The 22,236-nt window shown below is 65.6% G+C and carries 24 protein-coding genes; 12 read left to right on the top strand and 12 right to left on the bottom strand.

Annotation, left to right across the window (positions count from 1 at the left end):
* Positions 1-157: 157 nt before the first annotated feature.
* A complete protein-coding gene (locus VH567_RS13240) occupies positions 158-520 on the bottom strand; it encodes a response regulator (protein ID WP_423326724.1) in 363 nt (120 codons plus the stop codon).
* A gap of 36 nt (positions 521-556) precedes the next feature.
* Here VH567_RS13240 and VH567_RS13235 point away from each other — a divergent pair, with 36 nt between their 5' ends.
* The 4 genes from VH567_RS13235 (at position 557) to VH567_RS13220 (ending at position 3,284) form a co-directional block, all read left to right on the top strand.
* The gene (locus VH567_RS13235; protein ID WP_056490061.1) at positions 557-826 is read left to right on the top strand and encodes a DUF3572 domain-containing protein; all 270 of its coding nucleotides are present in this window, start codon (positions 557-559) and stop codon (positions 824-826) included.
* A complete protein-coding gene (locus VH567_RS13230) occupies positions 823-1,449 on the top strand; it encodes an HAD family hydrolase (protein ID WP_423326723.1) in 627 nt (208 codons plus the stop codon). Before VH567_RS13235 ends, VH567_RS13230 begins: the two co-directional genes overlap by 4 nt.
* Before the next feature lie 181 nt (positions 1,450-1,630).
* Positions 1,631-2,095 (top strand): RidA family protein, encoded by a 465-nt coding sequence (locus VH567_RS13225; RefSeq protein WP_423326722.1) that lies wholly within the window; start codon positions 1,631-1,633, stop codon positions 2,093-2,095.
* Between the two features lie 43 nt (positions 2,096-2,138).
* The gene (locus tag VH567_RS13220; RefSeq protein WP_423326721.1) at positions 2,139-3,284 is read left to right on the top strand and encodes a GNAT family N-acetyltransferase; all 1,146 of its coding nucleotides are present in this window, start codon (positions 2,139-2,141) and stop codon (positions 3,282-3,284) included.
* Here the strand turns inward: VH567_RS13220 and VH567_RS13215 are convergent.
* The 4 genes from VH567_RS13215 to VH567_RS13200 form a co-directional block, all read right to left on the bottom strand.
* Positions 3,247-4,833 (bottom strand): hypothetical protein, encoded by a 1,587-nt coding sequence (locus VH567_RS13215; RefSeq protein WP_423326720.1) that lies wholly within the window; start codon positions 4,831-4,833, stop codon positions 3,247-3,249. The genes VH567_RS13220 and VH567_RS13215 overlap by 38 nt on opposite strands.
* Positions 4,834-4,844: 11 nt before the next feature.
* On the bottom strand, positions 4,845-6,641 hold the full coding sequence (locus tag VH567_RS13210) for a hypothetical protein (protein ID WP_423326719.1): 1,797 nt from the start codon (positions 6,639-6,641) through the stop codon (positions 4,845-4,847).
* A complete protein-coding gene (locus VH567_RS13205; protein WP_423326718.1) occupies positions 6,641-8,158 on the bottom strand; it encodes an NAD(P)/FAD-dependent oxidoreductase in 1,518 nt (505 codons plus the stop codon). The genes VH567_RS13210 and VH567_RS13205 overlap by 1 nt, the downstream gene beginning before the upstream one ends.
* 225 nt (positions 8,159-8,383) lie before the next feature.
* Positions 8,384-9,601 carry an argininosuccinate synthase gene (locus tag VH567_RS13200; RefSeq protein ID WP_333923802.1) on the bottom strand — a complete coding sequence of 406 codons (1,218 nt, stop codon included), beginning with the start codon at positions 9,599-9,601 and terminating at the stop codon, positions 8,384-8,386.
* A gap of 134 nt (positions 9,602-9,735) precedes the next feature.
* On the opposite strand from VH567_RS13200, the gene VH567_RS13195 reads away from it, so the two are divergent.
* Complete coding sequence (locus VH567_RS13195) at positions 9,736-10,128, top strand: EF-hand domain-containing protein (protein WP_423326717.1); 393 nt, start codon at positions 9,736-9,738, stop codon at positions 10,126-10,128.
* Positions 10,129-10,252: 124 nt separating this feature from the next.
* On the opposite strand, the gene VH567_RS13190 is transcribed toward VH567_RS13195, so the two are convergent.
* Genes VH567_RS13190 through VH567_RS13180 form a run of 3 tightly spaced genes read right to left on the bottom strand, consistent with a single transcriptional unit; the run spans position 10,253 to position 13,070 of the window.
* A complete protein-coding gene (locus tag VH567_RS13190) occupies positions 10,253-11,479 on the bottom strand; it encodes a class I SAM-dependent methyltransferase (RefSeq protein WP_423326716.1) in 1,227 nt (408 codons plus the stop codon).
* A gap of 50 nt (positions 11,480-11,529) precedes the next feature.
* On the bottom strand, positions 11,530-12,291 hold the full coding sequence (locus VH567_RS13185) for a molybdopterin-dependent oxidoreductase (protein WP_423326715.1): 762 nt from the start codon (positions 12,289-12,291) through the stop codon (positions 11,530-11,532).
* Positions 12,288-13,070: a cytochrome b/b6 domain-containing protein gene (locus VH567_RS13180; RefSeq protein ID WP_423326714.1), complete on the bottom strand. Its 783-nt coding sequence runs from the start codon at positions 13,068-13,070 to the stop codon at positions 12,288-12,290. The genes VH567_RS13185 and VH567_RS13180 overlap by 4 nt, the downstream gene beginning before the upstream one ends.
* 51 nt (positions 13,071-13,121) lie before the next feature.
* On the opposite strand from VH567_RS13180, the gene VH567_RS13175 reads away from it, so the two are divergent.
* On the top strand, positions 13,122-13,739 hold the full coding sequence (locus tag VH567_RS13175) for a flavin reductase family protein (protein WP_423326713.1): 618 nt from the start codon (positions 13,122-13,124) through the stop codon (positions 13,737-13,739).
* Positions 13,740-13,813: 74 nt separating this feature from the next.
* On the opposite strand, the gene VH567_RS13170 is transcribed toward VH567_RS13175, so the two are convergent.
* The 4 genes from VH567_RS13170 to VH567_RS13155 form a co-directional block, all read right to left on the bottom strand.
* Complete coding sequence (locus tag VH567_RS13170; RefSeq protein ID WP_423326712.1) at positions 13,814-14,572, bottom strand: sulfite exporter TauE/SafE family protein; 759 nt, start codon at positions 14,570-14,572, stop codon at positions 13,814-13,816.
* On the bottom strand, positions 14,565-15,770 hold the full coding sequence (gene rlmN, locus VH567_RS13165; protein ID WP_176500988.1) for a 23S rRNA (adenine(2503)-C(2))-methyltransferase RlmN: 1,206 nt from the start codon (positions 15,768-15,770) through the stop codon (positions 14,565-14,567). Before rlmN ends, VH567_RS13170 begins: the two co-directional genes overlap by 8 nt.
* 228 nt (positions 15,771-15,998) lie before the next feature.
* Positions 15,999-16,487: an invasion associated locus B family protein gene (locus VH567_RS13160; protein ID WP_423326711.1), complete on the bottom strand. Its 489-nt coding sequence runs from the start codon at positions 16,485-16,487 to the stop codon at positions 15,999-16,001.
* Complete coding sequence (locus tag VH567_RS13155) at positions 16,484-17,167, bottom strand: histidine phosphatase family protein (protein ID WP_423326710.1); 684 nt, start codon at positions 17,165-17,167, stop codon at positions 16,484-16,486. The genes VH567_RS13160 and VH567_RS13155 overlap by 4 nt, the downstream gene beginning before the upstream one ends.
* Positions 17,168-17,307: 140 nt before the next feature.
* Between VH567_RS13155 and VH567_RS13150 the strand changes: the two genes are divergently transcribed.
* The 6 genes from VH567_RS13150 (at position 17,308) to VH567_RS13125 (ending at position 22,168) form a co-directional block, all read left to right on the top strand.
* Entirely contained in the window at positions 17,308-17,961 is a 654-nt protein-coding gene (locus VH567_RS13150) for an outer membrane protein (RefSeq protein ID WP_423326709.1), read from the top strand.
* A gap of 130 nt (positions 17,962-18,091) precedes the next feature.
* Positions 18,092-19,210 (top strand): DNA polymerase III subunit beta, encoded by a 1,119-nt coding sequence (dnaN, locus tag VH567_RS13145; protein WP_277983735.1) that lies wholly within the window; start codon positions 18,092-18,094, stop codon positions 19,208-19,210.
* Positions 19,211-19,264: 54 nt separating this feature from the next.
* The gene (locus tag VH567_RS13140) at positions 19,265-19,516 is read left to right on the top strand and encodes a type II toxin-antitoxin system Phd/YefM family antitoxin (protein WP_423326708.1); all 252 of its coding nucleotides are present in this window, start codon (positions 19,265-19,267) and stop codon (positions 19,514-19,516) included.
* Positions 19,513-19,941 carry a type II toxin-antitoxin system VapC family toxin gene (locus tag VH567_RS13135; protein WP_423326707.1) on the top strand — a complete coding sequence of 143 codons (429 nt, stop codon included), beginning with the start codon at positions 19,513-19,515 and terminating at the stop codon, positions 19,939-19,941. The genes VH567_RS13140 and VH567_RS13135 overlap by 4 nt, the downstream gene beginning before the upstream one ends.
* Before the next feature lie 52 nt (positions 19,942-19,993).
* The gene (locus VH567_RS13130; protein ID WP_423326706.1) at positions 19,994-20,803 is read left to right on the top strand and encodes a Coq4 family protein; all 810 of its coding nucleotides are present in this window, start codon (positions 19,994-19,996) and stop codon (positions 20,801-20,803) included.
* 177 nt (positions 20,804-20,980) lie between these two features.
* Complete coding sequence (locus VH567_RS13125; RefSeq protein ID WP_423326705.1) at positions 20,981-22,168, top strand: DNA replication/repair protein RecF; 1,188 nt, start codon at positions 20,981-20,983, stop codon at positions 22,166-22,168.
* Positions 22,169-22,236 lie beyond the last annotated feature (68 nt).

Genomic DNA, 22,236 nt, shown 5'->3' with positions numbered 1-22,236 from the left:
GACAGGTTAGCGCGCGGAACCCATGCTTCGATACGAGCCCTCGATACGCTTCTGCGAAGCTACTCGGTCTCTACTCAGCACGAACGGAAGTGGGGGAAGGCCGTGGGTTGTGAGTCAGCTTCGGAAGCGACGGGAAGCGCTGAGTCCCCCTTCTGCCTCAGATCAACGCCCCGACCGCATCCATGAACCGCGCCAAACTAATCGGCTTCGACACATACGAATCCGCGCCCGCAGCCCGGATCCGCTCCTCGTCCTCGCGCCCGGCATACGCCGTCACCGCCATCACCGGGATCGCACGCAGCTCCTCGTCCGCCTTCAGCTCGAGGATGATCTCATAGCCGGTCACGTGCGGCATGTGGATGTCCATGATGATCAGGTCGGGCACGAAATCGCGCGCCCGCGCAACGGCTTCGCGGCCGTCGCGCACGGGTTCGACGGCGAACTGATGCGCGCGCAACAGGTCGCAGAATAGTTTGAGGTTCAGTTCGTTGTCCTCGACAACGAGCACCTTCTTTGTCACCGCCGCACCTTATCCGGAAAGAGGGCACGATAGGCAATGCGCGACCGCGATTCAAACGAAGACGCCGAAGCGCTCGCCCTGCGCGCGCTGGTATGGACGCTGGTCGAGCCCGACCGCGCAATGCGGCTGCTGTCGGTGACCGGGCTGGAGCCGCACGATCTCCGCGCACGAGCAAGCGACCCGACGGTGTTGTCCGCAGCACTCGGCTTCCTCGAAAACCACGAGCCGGACCTGATCGCGTGCGCCGAATCGCTCGGCGTGAAGCCCGAGGCGCTGGTCCGCGCCCGTATGGAGCTTGAAGCATGAGGCCGTTGCTGATCAGCGATTGCGACGAAGTGCTGCTGCACATGGTCAAGCATTTCGGCGTCTGGCTCGACGAGCGCCACGACATCGACTTCGCGATCCAGCACGGCGATTTCGCGACCGCGATGACCCGGCGCGACGGTAGCCCGCCGCCGTCGCGCGAGGACATGTGGGCGATGCTCGGCGAGTTCTTCCCCGGCGAGATGCACCGCCAGACGCTGGTCCCGCACGCGGTCGAGGCGCTGGAGCGGCTGGCGCAGGTGGCCGACATCGTCATCCTCACCAACCTCCAGGACGAATGCCGCCAGCCGCGGATCGAGCAACTCGCAAAGTTCGGCATCGCCCACCGGGTCGAATGCAATCAGGGCGGCAAGGGTACGCCGGTGTCGCGACTGGTCGAGGAATACGGGTCGCCGGTGACGGTGTTCGTCGACGATCTGGCGGTGCATCACGAGTCGGTCGCGAAGCACGCGCCGGGGGTGCACCGGTTGCACATGGTCTCCGAACCGACGCTGGCGGTGAACGTGCCTAAAGCGCCGGAAGCACACGCGCGGATCGACGATTGGCGCGAGGCGGCCGACTGGATCGCCGCGCGGTTCGAAGCGGGTGTGCCGGCTGGCGGCTGACCTCTCGATCCTCCCCTGCAAGGGGAGGTGGCGCGAAGCGACGGAGGGGTATCGCGCTATCGAGAGCGGGTCACCCCTCTGTCAGCGCTGCGCGCCGCCACCTCCCCTTGCTGGGGAGGATAGGGGTTGGGCATGCTCGCCCACTTGACCCATCCCCCACCGCTGTGGTGATACCTCCGCCATGACCGATCGTATCGACCGCAAGCTCGAAGAGCTGGGCCTCACCCTTCCCCAGGCTGCCGCGCCCGTCGCCGCCTATGTCCCGACCGTGCTGGCGAACGGCATGCTCCACATCTCGGGCCAGTTGCCGTTCGAGGACGGCCAGCTCGTCAAGGGTCGCGTCGGTGACGACGTGTCTCTGGAAGGTGCGCAGGAGGCAGCCAAGCTCTGCGGGCTCATGCTGGTCGCGCAGATGAAGGCGGCGCTCGGCACGCTTGGCCGCGTCGAGCGGATCGTGAAGCTCGGCGTGTTCGTCAATTCGACCGGCGACTTCACCGACCAGCCCAAGGTCGCGAACGGCGCGTCGGACCTGATGGTCGCTCTGTTCGGCGATGCTGGCAAGCACGCACGCTCGGCAGTCGGCGTCCCCGTCCTCCCGCTCGGCGCCGCGGTCGAGATCGATGCGATCGTACAGGTTTCCGCCTGACCTCACTTGGAGGCGTGCCCTCGCGTCTCTACCTAAGGCAGTGATGAATTCGGTCACTGCTCGCATCGCCCAAGGCGTCACCTCGATCGCGGCCGAGGACTGGGAAGCGTGCTCCGGCACCGCCAACCCGTTCGTCGGCCACGCCTTCCTCTCCGCACTCGAAACGTCGCGGAGCGTCGGTGGCCGCTCCGGCTGGCAAGCGCTACCGATCGTGGTCGATGGCCCAGACGGCAAGCCCGCGGCCATCGCGCCCGCCTATGCCAAGAGCCATAGCCAGGGCGAATACGTCTTCGACCAGGGCTGGGCCGACGCCTGGGAGCGGGCCGGCGGGCAATATTATCCGAAGCTCCAGATCGCCGCGCCGTTCAGCCCGGTGCCGGGCCCGCGCCTCCTCCTCCGCGACCGCGAGCAGGCCCCCGCGCTGATCGCCGCGCTCGAGGCGGTGACCGACCAGAGCGGGTTGTCCTCCGCACACGCGACCTTCATCGACCCCGACGAAGTGGCGCTGTTCGAGGCGGCTGGCTGGCTGATCCGCCAGGGCACGCAGTTCCACTGGAAGAACGACGGCTATGCCAGCTTCGACGACTTCCTAGCCGTGCTCGCCAGCCGCAAGCGGAAAGCGATCCGCAAGGAACGTGCCGCCGCGGTCGAAGGCCTGACGATCCGCCACCTCACGGGCACCGAGATCACGCCCGCACACTGGGACGCGTTCTGGGTCTTCTACCAGGACACCGGCGCGCGCAAATGGGGCCAACCGTACCTCACGCGCGCCTTCTTCAACCAGATCGGCCAAACGATGGGCGATCAAGTGCTGCTGATCCTCGCCGAGCGTGATGGCGTTCCCATCGCCGGCGCGCTCAACCTGATCGGCGAGCACACGCTCTACGGCCGCTACTGGGGCGCGACCGAGGAGGTGCCATTCCTGCATTTCGAACTCTGCTATTATCAAGCGATCGACGCCGCCATCGCGCGGGGGCTGCAGACCGTCGAGGCCGGCGCGCAGGGCGAACACAAGCTCGCTCGCGGCTATGCGCCGGTGGCGACCTATTCCGCGCACTACATCCCCGACCCGAGCTTCCGCCGCGCGATCGCCGACTATCTCGTCCGCGAGCGCGAGGCCGTCGCCGAACAGCAGGAGTATCTCGGCGAGCTCACTCCGTTCCGGCGGGGCGAGCAGCAGGCTTGTTGACGCGGTACAAAAGGCTGGTGCCGTCGCGCCGGATCAGGGTCAGGTCGCGGACCAGCGCCGGATCGAACTTCTGCGGGTGGATCAGCCACATATAGTCGAACGCGTCGCGCGGGAATTTCTCCAGCGCCATCGAGATAGGCCGCCAGAACTGGCCCCGGCACTTGATGTCGCTGACGATCTCCGACGGATCGTGCGCAAAGCCCTTCGCCGCCGGATAATGCGTCGTCAGCAACTGCGCGCCCGCCATCGACCATTGGTCGTTGGTGAACGCAAGTCGCCGCTCCAGCAGCAGCGCAGGCACGTGCTCGAGCCGCGAATAGGCCCACTCGTCACGGCACTTGCGCCCGACGAACGACACGACGCGGGAGCGCTCGGGCACGGTATCGATCGCCGCGATCGCCTGGTCATAGCTGCGGTCGTACATCAAATAGCTGACCGTCGTCCCGCCGAGCCGCACCGCGAAGAACGCGAACCCGAGTACCGCCAGCACTGCCGCGCCACGCAACGACAGCCCATGCCGAGGCCGCAGCGCGATCACCGCGATCGCCAGCACGAACGGGGCGAGGCGCATGTCCGCATAGGCCGATCCGAACACGATCCGCGGCAACAGCACGTAGACCGCCGCCAGGAACAGCGCGGACAACCCCAGGTTGCGCGAATACTCGATCGTCTGGTCGCGTACGCCGCGGAACAGGATCACGAACAGCACGGTGACCGAGGCGATGTCGAACGCCATCCACCGATCGCGCAGGACCATCGTGATCCAGTTCATCTTCCAGCGCCAGTTGAACCAGTCCTGCGTCTTGCCGCCGACATGATCGCCCGAGCGCCATACGATCATCATCACCATCGGCAACGCGAGCGGCAGACAATTCAGCCCCGCCTGGACGAACGCCCTGAACCAGCCATGCGCCCAGCTCTTGGGATCGCTGTCGCGGCGGATGTCGTGCTGGCGGATCAGCTCGGCGGAGAAGGCGAGCACGCCCAGCACGCCCCAGCCGAACGTATGGCACAGCCACAACAGGCACGAGACGGGCACGAAGATCGCCGTACGCAGCGTGGTCCGCCCGAGCCGTCCCATCCGCAGCCACAGCGCGAACAGGTTGAGCGCGAGCGCCATCGCCAGCGCGAAGTTCACGAACCCGAACTGGAAAGGATAGCTGTAGGCGAGCGGCAACGCGAACAACGCGGTCGCCGGGATTCGCCCATGCACTTCGCGCGCGATCCACAGCAGGCCCGTCACAGTGAGCGCCGGGATCGTCATCACAATCAGCTTCACCGCCAGCTGCAACCCGAAGATCGGCGCGAGCGGCTCGATCAGCAGGTCGATGCCGAGGTTGCCGATCATCTGCCAATGGAAGTTATACCATTGTGAAAGCCACGGATTATCACCGATCGCGAGCTGGACTCGGTAGCGCCCCATATGCCCGGGCAGGTCGACGAGCGGCGGAATCTCCGGCCACAGCAACGGTATCATCGACGCCAGCGCCACCGCGACGACGAAACCGCGCGTCTGCCACCAGTGCGGCGTTTCCTCCTGAGTAATCATATCGTCCGACCCTAGGGGCGGACGGGCGCTCCAGACAAGGGTGCGCGCGACAAGTTGTTCACGCGCCATGCAAGAACCGGCGATCCGGCGATCGGCACGGGGGTCAGCCACGCGAACCGCTCGCCGCGTTCGAGCCTTGCCCACAGGCCGTTGGGCGCGATCTCGCGGTAGATATCAGTTTCGGACATGCCGGGACAGGCGACCAGATACCCAGCATGAGTCTCGTCGATCAATCGGCGGGCCTGATCTGGCCTCTCGGTGAACGCGGCGATCACCCGATGAATAGCGGCAGTATTGCGATGGTAGCCGCTCGCGATCGCCTGATGCCGGGTCGTATTCAAAATTTCCGGCGTGACATCGAGGGGGGCGAACAGCCGTGCGGACGGTAATTGAGCAAGTGCGCGAACATCCGCTGCGCCGTGGCAGGGCGGATGGCTTGGTCCGGATAGCATCGGGTGCTGCGTCGCTGAAGGCAGCGTCATGAACACTGCGCCGGCTGCTAGGCCTGGTGACGCGGTGACGAGAGCGGCAGCGGTGGCAAGCGTCCGCGGTACGACCGCAACGATCCGCCGCACCCGTTCGAGCATGACCAGCAGTAACGAAGCGCCGCCGGGCAGTGCCAGCGCGTTGGCCGTTGCGCCCGAGCGGATAACCATTGCCGCCAGCACGCATGCAGAAAGGAGAACGCCAAGGAGCAAAATCCACCGGAACCGCGCTGCTCCGTGTGCGCGCCGGCACGCCAAGATCCCGCCGACCAGCCCGATCAGCGGAAACCCGAAGGTGATCGCGACGATGGACCAACCCTGGTGCCAGACCGGCAGCCCCTCATCGACATTCTGATACCAAACGCGGTAAACCAACGGATCAAGCGTGGCGAAAGGACCGCGTAGGCATTCCGGCGCGGTAAGCATCAATACGCTGCCGCATGCGACGGCGCCCAGCACGAGTGCGATAAGCCGGACGGCCATTCCTCGTGATCCGACCAGCGTTGCGATCGACAGCGCCGCCGCTGCGCTACCCAATACGGCGAGCCAACCGGGCGACACGGCATCGCACACGGCTGCAAACATGGCGGGGCCGCGAGTAGCGATTTGAAACGCCAACGATGCCACAAAGAATGTGACGGACAGCCCGACGAGGAACCGAGCTCGGGTCGGATCCCACGCCCATGCAAGCGCCGCCGTTGCGATGATCGCCAACGCTACAGGCATTCCTTCAAGCGAAATGGTGATCAGAATCGCCAAGGTAAGACCCGCGAGCATGCCCGCCCGCGCAGTCGCCCGTCCGACCAGCAACGTCACCGCCGCCATGGCGCAAACGATTTGCCAGCCGTGATGATCGATTCGGAGCGGATGCATCTGATAGAGGATCGGAATGGATAGCGGCGCCAACAGCACGGCCAGCTTCGCCTGCTCCACGCCGCTCGTCCGCAGCGTCAATTCGGCCGCGAGAGCCATCACCGCCAGGAGGGTGACGAGCGGCACGATCGTCATCGCGATCCGGTTGGCCGCGCCGGTCGATACGAAAGGATCCACTATAAACATGATGCCCGCCAGCGGTAGGTCGACGAGCCGGGACCAGTGCATCGCGAACGCGCCGCCGTTTAACCGGTGCTGACCGACATCCCACCAACTCTGCCCTGCCATCCAGTCCCGCACCTCTAGCAGGCGCATCGCATCGTCGGGATCGGGGAAACGCAATGCGGTTATTCGGCCGGAAAGCGCCAGGCACAGCACGATCGCCGCTAGCGCCCACCCACCAATGATGGTCGGCCAGGGTCGCGGCGTGTCGATCTCAGCCGCCCCCATCACGCCGCCTTCAGCCGCTCCGGTACCTCACGCACACTCGACAGCGCCGCGGCGATCCCCGTCTGCTCGCCCTCGTTCCCCGCCTCGTGATATTCCGCGTCCTCGTTGACGCTCCAGATGTCGTGCACGCGCGCCCCCGCCTGGATATTCCGCACCGTCAGCATCGCGGTCATCATCGCGTGATCCTGGTTGTTGTAGCGGTGCATCCCGTTGCGCCCGACGCAGTGCAAGCTCGGATGCCGCGCCTCGATCTCCGCGCGCAACGCATCGACGTTGTCGCGGTAATTCTCGTCGTACACCGGGTACGCCTTCTCCTGCCGCACCACCGCGCCGCCGGTGACGTGCGCCGGATCGCACAGCCCGAGGATCGCCATTTCCTTCGTCGCCAGCGCGATCAGGTCGGCATCGCTCGACGCCCACAGGCCATCGCCCTCGAAGCAAAAATATTCGAGCCCGACGCACGCGATGTCCGGATCGGGCACCATCTCGGGCGACCAGCTGCGGAAATTCTGGACGCGCCCCACCTTCACCTTCGAATCGTGAATATAGATCCAGTTGTCGGGAAACAGGTCGGGCGACTTGATCATCAGCGCGACCGTCAGGAAATCGCGATACCGCAGCGCACTCGCCTGCGGCAACGTCGTCGGCAGCGGGTGCAGCCGACCCGCCAGCTCGCGCATCGGCGCGCTGCTGATCACGTGGCCTGCATCGATCGTGACGGTCGCGCCATCCCGATCGGTCGCGGTGACGCGCCAGCGACCCGTCGAATCCTCGGCAAGCTGCTTCAGCGCATGCCCCATCAGGATCGTGTTGCCGTGGCCGAGCACCTTGTCGCGCGCCGCATCCCACATCATCCCCGGCCCGAGCCGCGGATAGCGGAAGCTCTCCAGCAAGGTCTTGGTCTGCATCCCGTCATTGGGCCGCTTGTTGAGCCCGAGCGAGCGCTTCAGCCCATCGAGCACCGCCCCGCCAAGGCTCAGTCCCTTGATCCGCTGGGCGGCCCAGTCCGCCGACATCGTGTCGCACGGCATGCCCCAGACTTTCTCGGTATAGGTCTTGAAGAAGATCGAATACAGCTTGTGGCCGAACTGGTTGACCACCCAATCCTCGAAGCTGCGCACGTTGGGGTTCGGCCGCAGCTTGGCCTTGGCATAGCTCGCCATGCACAAAGTCGAGCGCCAGATGCCCAGGTTGCCGAGCGCCTCGAACGCGCGCAGCGGATAGCTGTAGAATTTGCCCTCGTAATAGATCCGGCTCATCCTCGGGCGTTCGATGAAGTCGTCGGGCAGGATCTCGTTCCAGAGATCGACCACCGGCTGCGACTTAGAGAAGAACCGGTGTCCGCCGATATCGAATCGGAAGCCGTCATGCTCGACGGTCCGGCTGATCCCGCCGACATATACCGGATCCTTCTCGATCACGGTGACGGAATAGCCGGCCTTACCGAGCAGATAGGCGGCGGTGAGCCCGGCGGGGCCGGCTCCGATGATCGCAACGTCGACAGGTGTGTTCGGCATCCAGGCATTCCCCGCAAGATGCGGGATTTATGGAGGAAGATGCCTAAGGCGTGGTTAACGGGAGGCGTCAAGGGATGGAGCGGAAGCGCTCACGCCAAGTGCACCTCCCCGGCGGAGGCCGGGGTCCAGATGGAAAGGTCTCCGTGACGACGCACCGTCCTTCGTTAGCTACGTCCCCCAACTGGGCCCCGGCCTTCGCCGGGGAGGTATAATCGTAGCAGGGGTTTACCGGTCGCGCTTCGCAAGCAACCGCAGACGCAGTGCGTTGAGCTTGATGAAGCCCTCCGCATCGCGCTGATCGTACGCGCCCTGGTCGTCCTCGAACGTCACGACCTTCTCCGAATACAGCGAGTTCGGCGATTTCCGCCCAACCACGTACACGCCGCCCTTGTAGAGCTTCAGCCGGACGGTGCCCGACACCTTCTCCTGGCTGTGATCGATCGCCGCCTGCAGCATCTCGCGCTCGGGGGAGAACCAGAAGCCATTATACAGCAGCTCGGCATAACGCGGCGCCAGCTCGTCCTTCAGGTGCGCGGCGCCGCGATCGAGCGTCAGTTGCTCGATGCCGCGGTGCGCGAGGTGATAGATCGTGCCACCCGGCGTCTCGTACATGCCGCGGCTCTTCATCCCGACGAAGCGGTTCTCGACGAGATCGAGACGGCCGATCCCGTGACGGCGGCCATAGTCGTTGAGCGTCGACAGCAGCGTCGCCGGGCTCATCCCCTCGCCGTTGATCGCGACGCCGTCGCCCCGCTCGAAATCGATCGTGATGTATTCCGGCGCGTCGGGCGCGTCCTCGGGGTTCACGGTGCGCGAATAGACGTAATCGGGAACCTCGTCCCACGGGTTCTCGAGGACCTTACCCTCCGACGACGTGTGCAGCATGTTCGCATCGGTCGAGAACGGCGACTCGCCGCGCTTGTCCTTGCTCACCGGGATCTGGTGCTGCTCGGCGAACTCGATCAGCTTGGTGCGGCTGGTCAGGTCCCATTCGCGCCACGGTGCGATGACCTTGATGTCGGGCGACAGCGCGTAATAGCCGAGCTCGAAGCGGACCTGATCGTTGCCCTTGCCGGTCGCGCCGTGGCTGACCGCGTCGGCGCCGACCATCTTGGCGATCTCGATCTGGCGCTTGGCGATCAGCGGCCGGGCGATCGACGTGCCGAGCAGGTACAGCCCCTCGTACAGCGCGTTCGAGCGCATCATCGGGAACACGTAGTCGCGGACGAACTCCTCGCGCAGGTCGTCGACGAAGATGTGCTCGGGCTTGACGCCCATCATCTCGGCCTTGGCGCGCGCCGGCTCGAGCTCTTCGCCCTGGCCGAGATCGGCGGTGAAGGTCACGACTTCGCAGTTATACGTCTGCTGGAGCCATTTCAGGATCACGCTCGTGTCCAGGCCACCGGAATAGGCGAGCACGACGCGGTTGATCTGATCGGTCACGGGCAGGGTCCTTCGGGCAATATCCAATGCGGCGCCCCTATGCGTTGAGTGGCCCTCATGCAACCGCGCGCATTCATGGCGCGTACAACCAAACCGGTCTATCCGCGCCGCAAATCCTCTGGAGTTTACCCACCGTGCTACGCCAAAGCCTCACCCTTCTCGTCCTCGCCGGCCTCGCGACTCCGGCGCTCGCGCAGGAAACCCGCGCGTCTGCCTCGGCCAAGTTCAAGGCCGAATTCGCCGCGTCGGACACCAACAAGGACGGCGTCCTCACGCGTGCCGAAGTGCAGGCCCGGATCGGCAACATGAAGGTCGGCGGGCAAGGCCGCCCGGATCCGGTCCACGCCAAGCGCCTCGCGGACCTGTGGTTTACCAGCGCGGACAAGAACAAGGACGGCAAGGTCACGCAGGCCGAAGCGCAGGCACTGCTCGCGGCGACGTTCGCGAAGTACGACGCCAACAAGGACGGCAAGATCGGCGGCGACGAGCGCGCTGCTGCAAAGGCCGACGTGCAGGGGCCGCGCTGAGTCCCTAATTCCTCTTCGTCATCCCCGCGAAGGCGGGGACCCATATTGGCTGAGGTGCGCGAATCTATCGTTAAGGTTCGCCAGTATGGGTTCCCGCTTTCGCGGGAATGACTGAGTGGGCGGATCAGCCCTCGCGCAAAGCCCGCTCGCCCTCGATCATGTAATCGCGCGTCAGCGGCAGGGTCATCCGACTCTTCGACAGCTGGATCTGGTAGTTGACCATGCCCCCGGTCCGGAACGCCGCCGCCGCGCCTGCCAGATAGAATGTCCACATCCGATAGAACCGCTCGTCGTACAGCGCGACGATCGCGTCCTTCGCCGCCACCGTCCGGTCGTACCATTGGTCGATCGTCATCGCGTAGTGCACGCGGAGCACCTCGATATCGGTCGGGAACATCCGCAGCCCCTCATACCCCTTCACGATCTCCGACAGCGCCGGATTATACCCGCCTGGAAAGATGTACTTGGTCGTGAACGTGTCGGTGACGCCGGGCCCGCCCATCCGCCCGATCGTGTGGAGCAGCATCACGCCGTCCTCGGTCAGCAGGTCGCGGCACTTGCGGAAGAACGCCTTGTAGTGCGCGGGGCCGACATGTTCGAACATCCCGACCGACACGATCCGGTTGAAAGTGCCGGTCAACGCGCGATAGTCGATCAGCTCGAACTTCACCTTGTCGGCAACGCCGGCCTCCTCGGCACGACGGCGGGCAACCTTCAGTTGCTCCTCGGACAGCGTCACGCCCAGCACTTCTGCGCCGGTCTTCGCGTGAAGGTACAGCGCCATGCCGCCCCAGCCGCAGCCGATGTCGAGCACGCGCATGCCCGGCTGGATCGCCAGCTTGGCGGCGATGTGCGCCTTCTTGTCCGACTGCGCCTGCTCCAGGCTGTTGCCCGGATCGGTGAAGTACGCGCAGGAATATTGCCGGTCCGCATCGAGGAACAGGTCGTACAACCGGTCCGACAGATCATAATGATGCGCAACGTTCTTCTTCGACCGGCGCGCCATGTTCACGCGGTCGACGCGGTGGACGACCTTGTCGAGCAGCTTGATCGGTAGCGAAGGATTGAGCCCCCCGCCCCGCTCCCAAGGGCTGTTGCCCTTGAGCAGATTGACCAGGTCGCGGATGTCGCCGCGCTCGATCACGAGGCGTCCGTCCATGAATGCCTCCGCCGCGCCGAGCGCCGGGTGGCGGACGATCGCGCCGGCCACGCCGGGCTGAGTCAGGCGGATCGTGACGGGGTTATAGGCCGGGTCGGGCTTGCCGAAATGCTTGGTCGTGCCGTCCGCATGGATGAGCGTGAGTTCGCCGGTTTTCACCTGCCGGGCCAGGAAACGATCGAAAAGAGCCATGCTGCGTTAGCTAATGACTGGTACGGAATTGCGCTACCCCTCGGGGCACCTCAGATTCCGGCATACCAGTCGTAATCCACGTTATCTTCCCAATAGCCGCCCTTGCCCTTGCCGATCCCGGCGAGGCTGGCGACCGCGTCGATCGCCATGACGTATTTCGCGTGCTTGTAGCCGAGCTGTCGTTCGACCCGAAGCCGCACGGGCGCGCCATGCGCCACGTCGAGCACGCGGTCGTTGAGCGCCCAGGCCAGGATCGTCTGCGGGTGGAACGCGTCGACCAGATCGATCGATTCGTAATAGGGCGTACCGCGGTACAGATCCGCGCAGGTGAACACGATGTAGCGCGCGGTGTCGCGGATCTGCGCGGCTTGCAGCAGCGCGCCGAGCTTCGGCCCCTGCCATTTGCCGATCGCGCTCCAGCCCTCGACGCAATCATGCCGCGTGATTTGCGTGCGCGACGGCATCTGGCGGAGTTGCGGCAAGGTGATCGACAGAGGCCGGTCGACCAGTCCACCGACCTTGAGGCGGTAATCCGCGAAATTGTTCGCGACCATCGCACTGTACCCGGGCGTTCCCGGATCGCGCGTGCCGTTGGAGCGGAAGATCGGCGACATCTGTGCGGGCGTGAACTCAGGCGCGAGCGCGTTGCGGTTCGTCAGCGCGCGTTGCAGCCCCCGGTTCATGTCCTCGCCCATGAACAGGATTTTCCGCGCCGACCCGTTCTGCGCGATCTTGTCGCAGCCGGTCAGCAGTGCGCCCGCACCGATGGACGCACCGACAACGAGCGAGCGGCGGGTAATCAGCGCGCTCATGCAACGTCCTCCGACGGGTGCTTGGGGACGTGCCAGCGTCCGGTGATCATCGACCGCACCTCGTTCCAGGTGCCCGCCAGGATGACCAGCGCGAGATGCGCGATGATGAATAGCACCAGCCCGGTCGCGGCGATGAAGTGGATCGAGCGCGCCGACTGCCGCCCGCCGAACACCTCCAGCAGCCACGGCCATGCCGCATCCATCCCCGGCGACATCGTCAGCCCGGTCAGGATCATCACCGGGATCAACACGAAGATCGTCGCGACGTACGACAGCTTCTGGAGAATATTGTACGCGCCCGGCCGCTTCGGATCGTGGAAGCGGAACGCGAGATGCTCTTTCACGTCATGCGCGACCTCGCGCGGCGACAGATCGGCGGCACGGACGCGAAGGTCGCGCTGGAAATGCTTGTTGATCAGGCTCACGACCATGAACCCGAGCAGCGCGAAGCTGAGCACCAGCGCGAACAACAGATGCCAGCGCCGCGAGATCGCAAGATTATAGCTTGCCGGGATCGTCAGCAGGTTGAGCAGCGTCACCAGCCACCCCGGCCATTGGTCGAGCGTCGTCCATGCTGTGTCGAAATTTGCCCCGTACCTGCCCCAATACAGCCGCGGATGCGCTTTCAGGATGCCGATCCCGCTGCCGATCATGATGAACATCGTCACCACCGTCACCCAGTGCCAGACGCGCGTCGCCAGTTTGTGGCGTTTGACGACGGCCGCCGCACCGGGGACGGAACCAAGGACAGAATCGGAGGAAGCAATGGGATCGTTCATGCGCGGCCTTCGCTATAGCCAGTCGAACACGACCCTAGCAGGGATAAGCGCATGACCGAATGGCATTCTTACGAACCCGCGAACGGCCACCGTCTGCCGCACGATCCCCTAAACGCGATCGTTGCCCCTCGCCCGATCGGCTGGGTCAGCACCGTGTCCGCGGACGGCGTGGCGAACCTCGCGCCCTATTCGTTCTTCAACCTGTTCAATTATTCACCACCGATCATCGGCTTCTCGTCGATGGGCTGGAAGGACAGCGTCGCCAATATCGAGGCGACTGGCGAGTTCGTCTGGAACCTGGTGTCCCGTGACCTGAGCGAGGCGATGAACACGACCGCCGCGAACGTCGCCGCCGACGTCGACGAGTTCGCGCTGGCCGGGCTGGAGATGGCGGCCTCGACCAAGGTTAAGCCGCCCCGAGTCGCCGCATCGCGCGCGCAGTTCGAGTGCAAGCTGACGCAATTGATCAGGTTGGAAACCAAGGAGGGTCGCGCGCTCGACCAGTGGCTGGTGCTCGGCGAGGCGGTCGCGATCCACATCGACTCCGGCATGCTCGAGGAGGGCGTGTACCAGACCGCCCGTGCGAACCCGATCCTGCGCGGCGGCGGCCCCGCGGACTATTTCGAGATCACGGAAGATGCGCTCTTCAAGATGCGCCGGCCGGGGTAATCGCAGCGAGAGTGTTCACCCGCGAAGGCGGGTGCCCAGACTGGGTCCCCGCCTTCGCGGTGACACAAATTGTGTCAGGCGTAAGCCCTATAAAAGAACACGATGGTCGTCGCGATCGTCACCAGCAGAGTCCACACGCGGATCACCTGCGGCGACAGCAACAACCCCAGCTTCGCGCCGAAATGCCCGCCGACGATCCCGCCGATCAGCATCGGCACGCACAGCGCCCACACCACCATCCCCGTAGCGATGAAAATGATCGTCGCAGCAAGGTTCGCGACCGCCAGCATCAACGTCCGCGGCGGTGCGAGCGTTGCGGGCGTCGCGCCCGACAGCAGCCCCCAGGCGGCGGTCAGCATCAGCCCGACGCCACCCCCGAAATACCCGCCGTAGATCCCCAGCAGCGCCTGCACCCCGACCAGCGACTTCGGCCCGATCTCGACCCGCGACCGGAGCCACAACGACGCCCGCGTCCCGAACGCGATCGCCAGCGTCGCGAACAGCAGCAGCCACGGGACGATCAGGTCGAACGCGCGCGCCGACGTGGCGACCAGCAACAGGCTGCCGACCAGCCCGCCGACGAAGGTCACCCCCGCCATCGTCCGCATGCCGACGCCTGAGATCGGCTGGAGCCCATGTCGATACGCCCACGCACTCGCCATCGCGCCCGGCTGGAGCGAGACGTTGCTGGTGGCATTGGCGAAGGTCGACGGCACGCCGAGCCCGATCAGCGTAGGCATCGTCGCGAAGCTACCGCCGCCCGCCAGCGCGTTCATCGCCCCGCCGAGAACCCCGGCCCCTGCCGCCAGCGCAACCGCACTCCACTCAAGCAAAAGCGTCGGACTCGGCAGCAGCCTCGCGATCGAGCTGTGCGCGGCTCTTCTTCTCCGATGCGGTCTTCAACTGCCCACACGCCGCATCGATATCGCGCCCGCGCGGCGTCCGCACCGGTGCCGAAATCCCCGCGCCGAACACGATGCTCGAGAACGACTTGATCCGCTCGGGCGTCGAGCACTCGTATTGCGCACCCGGCCACGGGTTGAACGGAATGAGGTTCACCTTCGCCGGCAGCTCGTATTTCCGCAGCAACCGCACGAGCTCGCGCGCGTCGTCGTCGGAGTCGTTCTTGTCCTTCAGCATCACATATTCGAACGTGATGCGCCGCGCGTTGTTCGTGCCCGGATAATCCGCGCACGCCTGCAACAATTCCTCGATGCCGTACTTCCGGTTGAGCGGCACGATCTCGTCGCGCACTTCCTTGGTCACGGCGTGCAGCGATACCGCGAGGTTCACGCCGATCTCGGCTCCCGCGCGCGCCATCATCGGCACCACGCCGCTCGTCGACAACGTGATCCGCCGCCGGCTCAGCGCTAGCCCTGCGCCGTCCATCACCAGCTTCAGCGCATCGCGGACGTTCTCGAAATTATACAGCGGCTCGCCCATGCCCATCATCACGATGTTGGTGAGCATGCGGCCTTCCGGCTGGCTCGGCCATTCGCCCAGCGAATCGCGTGCGAGCATCACCTGGCCGACGATCTCGGCGGGCGTCAGGTTGCGCACCAGCCGCATCGTGCCGGTGTGGCAGAACGTGCAGTTCAGCGTGCAGCCCACCTGGCTCGACACGCACAACGTGCCGCGATCCGCGTCGGGGATGAAGACCATCTCGTAATCCTGCGCGTCATCGGAGCGCAGCAGCCACTTGCGCGTGCCGTCGGTCGACACCTGCGCCTCGACGACGTTCGGCCGGCTGATCACGAATCGCTGCTCGAGCCACGGATGCATCGTCTTCGAGATATCGGTCATCGCCGAGAACTCGGTCGCGCCACGATTGTAGATCCAGTGCCACAGCTGCTTGGCACGCAGCTTGGCCTGCTTCTCCTCGAGCTGCGACGTCTCCAGCGCCATCCGCAAATCGGCGAGCGACAGGCCGAGCAGGTCGATCCGCCCATCGCTACGCGGCACGAAGCTGCGGGGAACGGGCACGGGATCGATGTGCCCCGGAATAGGCATGAGGTTCGCGGCGGTCTGCATGGGCGGGGCCCTTAGCGGAATTTTGCTGATTTTTCTACTGGCTGCGAGATGGGGCGGAGTCTGTCCGTTTGATCCCGGCCTCCCCCAGGAAGAGCACCACCCCGGCGAAGGCCGGGGCCCAATTGGAAAGGTCGTCGTAACGGCGGTCTGAGTGTCGTCACTCCCGTCCCCCTATTGGGCCCCGGCCTTCGCCGGGGTGGTGCCATTGGATGGAGGCTCACCCAAATTTCACCCCCCGCTACACGCCAACACAGCCGCATCGATCGCCGTCGCCGCCCCGGACAACGCATACACGTCCGCAAACGGTCGCCCGCCGACGCCGACCGCCTCGACACTCATGCTCCGCCCCGATCGAAGCGCCGCGACGATCGCGCGGTCGCTCGGCGCATCGCCCGCCCATGCATCCAGCCCGTTAGCCACCAACGCGAATCGCCGCTCGCCAACCGTCAGCGTCGCCCCCGCGGACCGATCCCGCTCCCGGCTGAGACGGATATGGAGCGAGGCTCTTAGACCGCGTTTGGGCCACGTCGCGATGCTCGCGAAGCCGCTCGACCGCCCCCCCGCCATCACCGGGCGCGCGATCGCGTAACACCGGTCGGGTGTCGTGTCGCGAAAGGCGCCCCAGCCCTTGTAGATGCCGATCGTGTCGCGCGCCGATGCCGGAACCGCTATCGCGAGGATCAGCAGAGCCGCCAGTCTCGCTCCAGCGAGTCTCACGCCGGGGCGAAACCAGTGCCGAGATGCGGCACGGTCGCGCGGTCGTTCTCGACCAGCGTCACCGATCCTTGCGGCAGGCCTTTCGCGACCGGCGCGCCCAGCAGCGGATCAACCGGCGCCCCGGCCATCACCCCCAGCATCACCCGACTCGAGATCCCGTGCATGATCACCAAGCGGTCGCCCGTATCATCCGCGGTATCCGTCAGCCATCCGCTCACACGAGCAGCGATCTGCGGATAGGTTTCGCCATCGGGTGCGGGTTTCAGCGCGCCACCCGGCAACATCACCGGCCCAACCTCGTCGATCACGTCGGCATAATAGCGCCCGCCCCACGATCCCATGTCGATCTCGACCAACCGGGCATCGGTCCGCGCGTCGTGCCAGTCGAGTTCCAGATGCTCGCAGATCACCGCCAGCGTCTGCAATGCCCGCCCGGTCGGCGACGCCCACAGCGTCAACGCCGGCTTCACCCCCAGCAACGCCCGCAAAGCCCGCCCAAGCTCGTCCGCCTGCGCGAACCCCGCCCGCGTCAACGGCGTATGCGCCGCATCCCCCTGCAACCGATGCGCCGCATTGAACACCGTTTCGCCGTGCCGCGCGACGAAATCGCGACCCTTGCGCAGGAGTGAAATATCGCTTGATCGGGCGTCGCCTTCACCCTGCCGTTGGCTTGGAATCATAGCCCGCGTTTCAACCCCCTGTGGCGCAAAAGCAACGGATTTCCGCGTTTATCTGGGGTTCATGCAACGCCTGCGCGGTTGGTCCATTGGAACGGTCCGCCCCGCGTAATGGGGCGCCAGATCAGTAAGGAGTACCCACAATGCGTAAGCTTATCGCCGTCTCGCTGCTCGCCACCACCGCCGTCGCAGCCCCTGCCCTCGCGCAGACCAACCCGACCTTCACCGGCCCCCGCGTCGAGGCCACGCTCGGCTACGACCACACCGGCGCCGGCAGCAGCGTGTCCAACAACAACGGGCGCGACGACCAGAAGATCGACGGCCTGCTGTACGGCGGCGGCATCGGCTACGATATCGCGACCTCGGACAACATCGTGCTTGGCGCCGAAGCCGAACTGACCGGCTCGACCGCGAAGAGCGACCGCAACGATTACACCAGCGACTTCGGCTATGGCCGCGTCAAGCAGGGCCGCGACATCTACGTCGGCGCACGCGCAGGCTATGTCGTCGCACCGACGACGATGCTCTACGTCAAGGGCGGCTACACCAACTCGAAGCTCCAAGTGCTCGCCGGCAGCACCAGCCAGACCACCGACAACAATTTCAAACTCGACGGCTGGCGCGTCGGTGCGGGCGCCGAGCACGCGATGGGCCCGAACAGCTACGCCAAGCTCGAATATCGCTATTCGAACTATGAGCGCGGCGACATCGACTATGCGACCGGTGGCACCAGCGGGCGTTTCGACGTCGATACCGATCGCCACCAGGTGGTCGCCAGCTACGGCTTCCGCTTCTGAGTCGGTTAACCCTGAATTTACCTGCATGATCGAAGGGTCGGGGTGCTTGCCCCGGCCCTTTGTTGTTGGGTAGGTAGGTTTGGAGTTGCCCCCGGTATCGAGTCAGACCGCGGCGGCATGGGGGATTTTCATGAAGGCGACGATCGAACGCGCAACGCTCCTCAAGGGGCTGAGCCATGTCCAGTCCGTGGTGGAGCGGCGCAACACCATCCCCATCCTGTCGAACGTGCTGATCGAGGCAACCGCCGAGGGCACGCTCAAGCTGATGGCGACCGATCTTGATCTCCAGATCAACGAATCGATCGCGGCCGCGGTCGACCAGCCAGGCGCGACCACCGTGTCCGCGCACACGCTGTTCGACATCGCCCGCAAGCTCCCTGAGGGGTCGCAGGTCCAGCTCGCCGCGTCGGAAGGCCGGATGAGCATCGTCGCAGGCCGCGCGCGCTTTTCGCTCGGCACGCTGCCGCGCGACGATTTCCCGGTGATCGCGGAAGGCGAATTGCCGACCCAGTTCGAGCTGCCCGCCGAGACGCTCAAGCAGATCATCGACAAGACGCGCTTCGCGATCTCGACCGAAGAGACGCGCTATTATCTCAACGGCATCTTCCTGCACGTGGCCGACGGCGACAGCTCGAACCCGGTGCTGAAGGCCGCCGCGACCGACGGCCATCGCCTCGCGCGCGTCACGCTGCCGCGTCCCGAGGGCGCCGAATCGATGCCCGACGTGATCGTGCCGCGCAAATGCATCGGCGAGCTCCGCAAACTGCTCGACGAGGTCGACGGCTCGGTCGGCGTCTCGCTCTCGCCGACCAAGATCCGCTTCGATCTCGGCCAGGCGATCCTGACGTCGAAGCTGATCGACGGTACCTTCCCCGATTACAGCCGCGTGATCCCGACCGGCAACGACAAGATCCTCAAGATCGATCCGAAGAGCTTCATGGAAGGCGTCGACCGCGTCTCCACGATCGCGACCGAGAAGACCCGCGCCGTGAAGATGGCGCTCGACCGCGACAAGATCACGCTGTCGGTGACCTCGCCAGAGAATGGCACCGCGGCTGAGGAAGTCCCCGGCGAGTATGTCGCGCTGCCGTTCGAGATCGGCTTCAACAGCCGCTACCTAATGGACATCCTCGCGCAGATCGACGGCGATATGGTCGAGGTCCACCTCGCCGACGCCGCCGCCCCAACGCTGATCCGCGAGAACGACAAGTCGCCCGCGCTGTACGTGCTAATGCCGATGCGCGTGTGATTCGGTCTGCCCGTCGCCTCGTGGTATAGCGGGGCGGCAGGCAGGAGCCGGATCATGGACTCGATCAACATCGCCGATCTGAAAGACGAGCTGGACACGTTGATCGACCGGCTCGAAGCCGGCGAGGCCGTGCAGATCACGCGCAACGGCCAACCTTTCGCCCGGATCACGCCCGAGGCACCGCCGTTACCACGCCGCAAGCCCATCGACGTCGACGCGTTAGAGGCGTTGGCCAAGTCGCTGCCTTATGATCCGACATCTGCACGTGACCTTGTCCGGCAGATGCGTGACGACTCGCGGTATTGACCCTTTACTGCGACACCGCCGTGATGGTTTCGGTCTTCACCGCCGAGGCGCAAAGCGAGGATGTTCGTGCTTGGCTCACGCGACAGACTGACGGTTTGGCGATTAGCCATTGGGTCGTCACCGAGTTTTCCGGGGCGCTCGCAATGAAACGGCGACTGGGCGTCATCGATACCGTTGGCTGGAACGGCGTGATGAAGGCGTGGCAGCGGTTTTGCGCCGGAGAACTGCGCGTCGAGCCGATAACCGCAGCCGATTTCGAGCGGGCGGCGGCGCTGATGGATCGCGGTGATTTGAAGCTACGCTCCGGCGATGCGCTTCATCTCGCGATCGTCGTGGATCGCGGCTGGTCATTGGCGACACTCGATCACGATCTTGCGCAAGCGGCCGGGCAAATGCGCGTCGAAGTAGATACCGTCTTCGATTGACTCCCCGCCCGTTGCTCAATACTAACAACAATGTCAGTAAGGAGTCGATTCGATGGCGAAGCTTCCTCCGTTTCCCGGTACGACCGGTCGTCGCGATTGGCGCACCGCGTTCGATGCGATCAGGAAACTGCTCGCGAACGGTGACGACACGACGCAGGTGTTCCGGATCATGCGCGCGCTGAACGTCGGCAATGCGCCGATGAATTACGCGCGGTTGATCGCTTCCGAGCAGGGCGGCCGGATCGCCTATGACCGTGTCGAACTCGCGCAGCGTTTCTCCGACCCCGCGTTCGTCGCGAGCTTCGCGCCCGGCACGGTCGGGGCGGCGTATCGCAATTTCCTCGAGACGACGGGCTATTCCGCGGACGGGTTGGTCGAGGTGTCGCGGCTCGAGCCCAGCGAAGACGACATCGCGCACCCCTATGCATGGTTCGGCCGGCGGGTGCGCGACACGCACGACATCTGGCACGTGCTCACCGGCTACAAGGCCGACGAGAGCATGGGCGAGGCGGCGCTGGTCGCGTTCAGCTATGCGCAGGTCGGCGGACTCGGCTGGGCGCTGATCGGTTCCGCGGCGGCGTTGAAGAGCATGCGCGTTACGGGGAGCAAGCTGTTCGCGAAGGCGGTCTGGGAAGGCTATCGCAACGGACGCAAAGCGAAGTGGATTTCGGGCGAGGATTATCTGCACCTCCTCCACGAACCGCTCGACGCGGCGCGCGCGCGGCTCGGGATCGTCACGCCGGTCGCCTATCTGCGGGCGCAGCGCGACCTCGGACCGGCGCTTGCGTCGTATCTCAGCACGCAGAAGGCAGCGACCGCAGCGGCGGCACCCGCGACCGCGCCGGAGCGGATCGCCGCCTGAGTGGAGGCAGGGCGCGGCAATCGTCGCTAGCGGGGTGTCAGATCAAACGCCCCACCCCCACCGTTCGTGCTGAGCGAAATCGCAGCACCGTAGCTTGAGCCCCGCCGTTCGACTTCAACCAGCCCAAACGGAAAAGGGCGATGCAATCGGTTTCGAAACTGCTCTAAGGCCGAGGCGATGCTGTCGCGCCTGGTCCTTACCGATTTCCGCAACCATGCCGACCTGACGCTCCAGCCGGGCTCAGGGTTCGTCGTGCTGACCGGCGAGAATGGCGCAGGGAAAACCAACATCCTGGAGGCCGTATCGCTGCTCGCGCCCGGCCGCGGGCTGCGCCGCGCCGCGCTTGGCGAGATGGCGCGGCAGGGCAGCGCAGGCGGCTTCGGCGTTGCGGCGACCTTATTCCCCTCCCGCCTGCGGGAGGGGTTAGGGGAGGGCGCGACGTACGTACTGGCGTCCGGTGTCGCGGAAAGCGCGCCCCTCCCCCGCCCCCTCCCGCAAGCGGGAGGGGAGGCAGAAAAGCGTGCGGAAATACAAGTGCAAGCCGAAGTCGACGTCGCCACCGGCACGCTAGTCTCCGCCCCAGAACGCCGCATCGTCCGCATCCAGGGCGCCACCACCACCGCGAACGCGCTCGCCGAGTGGCTCACCATTCTCTGGCTAACCCCGGCGATGGACCGCCTCTTCGTCGCCCCCGCCAGCGAACGCCGAGGCTTTCTCGATCGCCTCACATTAGCCCTCGCGCCCGCCCACGCCCACCACGCCGCCCGCTACGACGCGGCGATGCGCGCGCGAAACCGCCTGCTCGCCGACGAAGGCCGCCCCGACGGCGACTGGCTCTCCGCGCTCGAAGCGCAGATGGCCGAGCACGGTGCCGCGGTTGACGCCGCCCGGCGCGAGACCGTCACCTTGCTTGGCACGCGGCTCGCGCATCAGGACGACGGTCCGTTTCCCCGCGCCGGTCTCACGCTCGAAGGCTGGAACGGCGATACAACCCGCCTCCAAGCCGACCTCGCCCAAGGTCGCGCCCGCGACGCCGCCGCCGGGCGAACGCTCGCCGGCCCGCACCGCGTCGACCTGATCGTCACGCATCTCGACAAGGCACGCGCTGCCTCGCTCGCGTCGACCGGCGAACAGAAGGCACTCCTCCTCGGCATCGTCCTCGCGCACGCGGATCTCGTCGCCGAACGCACCGGCCAGCCCCCCGTCCTCCTCCTCGACGAGGTCGCAGCGCATCTCGACCCGTCGCGCCGTGCAGCCCTTTTCACGCGTCTCGCAGGTCGCGGCCAGGTGTGGATGACCGGCACCGAGGACGCGCTGTTCGACGCGATCGACGGCCGCGCAACGCGGATCGCGGTCGGGCGTTAGGCTGAACGCGCGCTGTCGACCGGACTCACCGCGCGTTCAAGCGGGCGCGGGCAAAGCTCCGTCCATCG

The organism is Sphingomonas sp. 4RDLI-65, assembly GCF_049472435.1.
GTDB lineage: Bacteria > Pseudomonadota > Alphaproteobacteria > Sphingomonadales > Sphingomonadaceae > Sphingomonas.
This window is presented reverse-complemented; position numbering and strand designations above follow the sequence as displayed.

Coding starts and splice junctions, on each gene's coding strand:
- VH567_RS13190 (WP_423326716.1), bottom strand. CDS start 11,479: ATGGCTCTTTTCGATCGTTTCCTGGCCCGGCAGGTGAAAACCGGCGAA.
- VH567_RS13125 (WP_423326705.1), top strand. CDS start 20,981: ATGCTGTCGCGCCTGGTCCTTACCGATTTCCGCAACCATGCCGACCTG.
- VH567_RS13225 (WP_423326722.1), top strand. CDS start 1,631: ATGACCGATCGTATCGACCGCAAGCTCGAAGAGCTGGGCCTCACCCTT.
- VH567_RS13210 (WP_423326719.1), bottom strand. CDS start 6,641: ATGGGGGCGGCTGAGATCGACACGCCGCGACCCTGGCCGACCATCATT.
- VH567_RS13150 (WP_423326709.1), top strand. CDS start 17,308: ATGCGTAAGCTTATCGCCGTCTCGCTGCTCGCCACCACCGCCGTCGCA.
- VH567_RS13180 (WP_423326714.1), bottom strand. CDS start 13,070: ATGAACGATCCCATTGCTTCCTCCGATTCTGTCCTTGGTTCCGTCCCC.
- VH567_RS13155 (WP_423326710.1), bottom strand. CDS start 17,167: ATGATTCCAAGCCAACGGCAGGGTGAAGGCGACGCCCGATCAAGCGAT.
- VH567_RS13185 (WP_423326715.1), bottom strand. CDS start 12,291: ATGAGCGCGCTGATTACCCGCCGCTCGCTCGTTGTCGGTGCGTCCATC.
- dnaN (WP_277983735.1), top strand. CDS start 18,092: ATGAAGGCGACGATCGAACGCGCAACGCTCCTCAAGGGGCTGAGCCAT.
- VH567_RS13215 (WP_423326720.1), bottom strand. CDS start 4,833: ATGATTACTCAGGAGGAAACGCCGCACTGGTGGCAGACGCGCGGTTTC.
- VH567_RS13175 (WP_423326713.1), top strand. CDS start 13,122: ATGACCGAATGGCATTCTTACGAACCCGCGAACGGCCACCGTCTGCCG.
- VH567_RS13220 (WP_423326721.1), top strand. CDS start 2,139: ATGAATTCGGTCACTGCTCGCATCGCCCAAGGCGTCACCTCGATCGCG.
- VH567_RS13140 (WP_423326708.1), top strand. CDS start 19,265: ATGGACTCGATCAACATCGCCGATCTGAAAGACGAGCTGGACACGTTG.
- VH567_RS13205 (WP_423326718.1), bottom strand. CDS start 8,158: ATGCCGAACACACCTGTCGACGTTGCGATCATCGGAGCCGGCCCCGCC.
- VH567_RS13230 (WP_423326723.1), top strand. CDS start 823: ATGAGGCCGTTGCTGATCAGCGATTGCGACGAAGTGCTGCTGCACATG.
- VH567_RS13235 (WP_056490061.1), top strand. CDS start 557: ATGCGCGACCGCGATTCAAACGAAGACGCCGAAGCGCTCGCCCTGCGC.
- rlmN (WP_176500988.1), bottom strand. CDS start 15,770: ATGCAGACCGCCGCGAACCTCATGCCTATTCCGGGGCACATCGATCCC.
- VH567_RS13130 (WP_423326706.1), top strand. CDS start 19,994: ATGGCGAAGCTTCCTCCGTTTCCCGGTACGACCGGTCGTCGCGATTGG.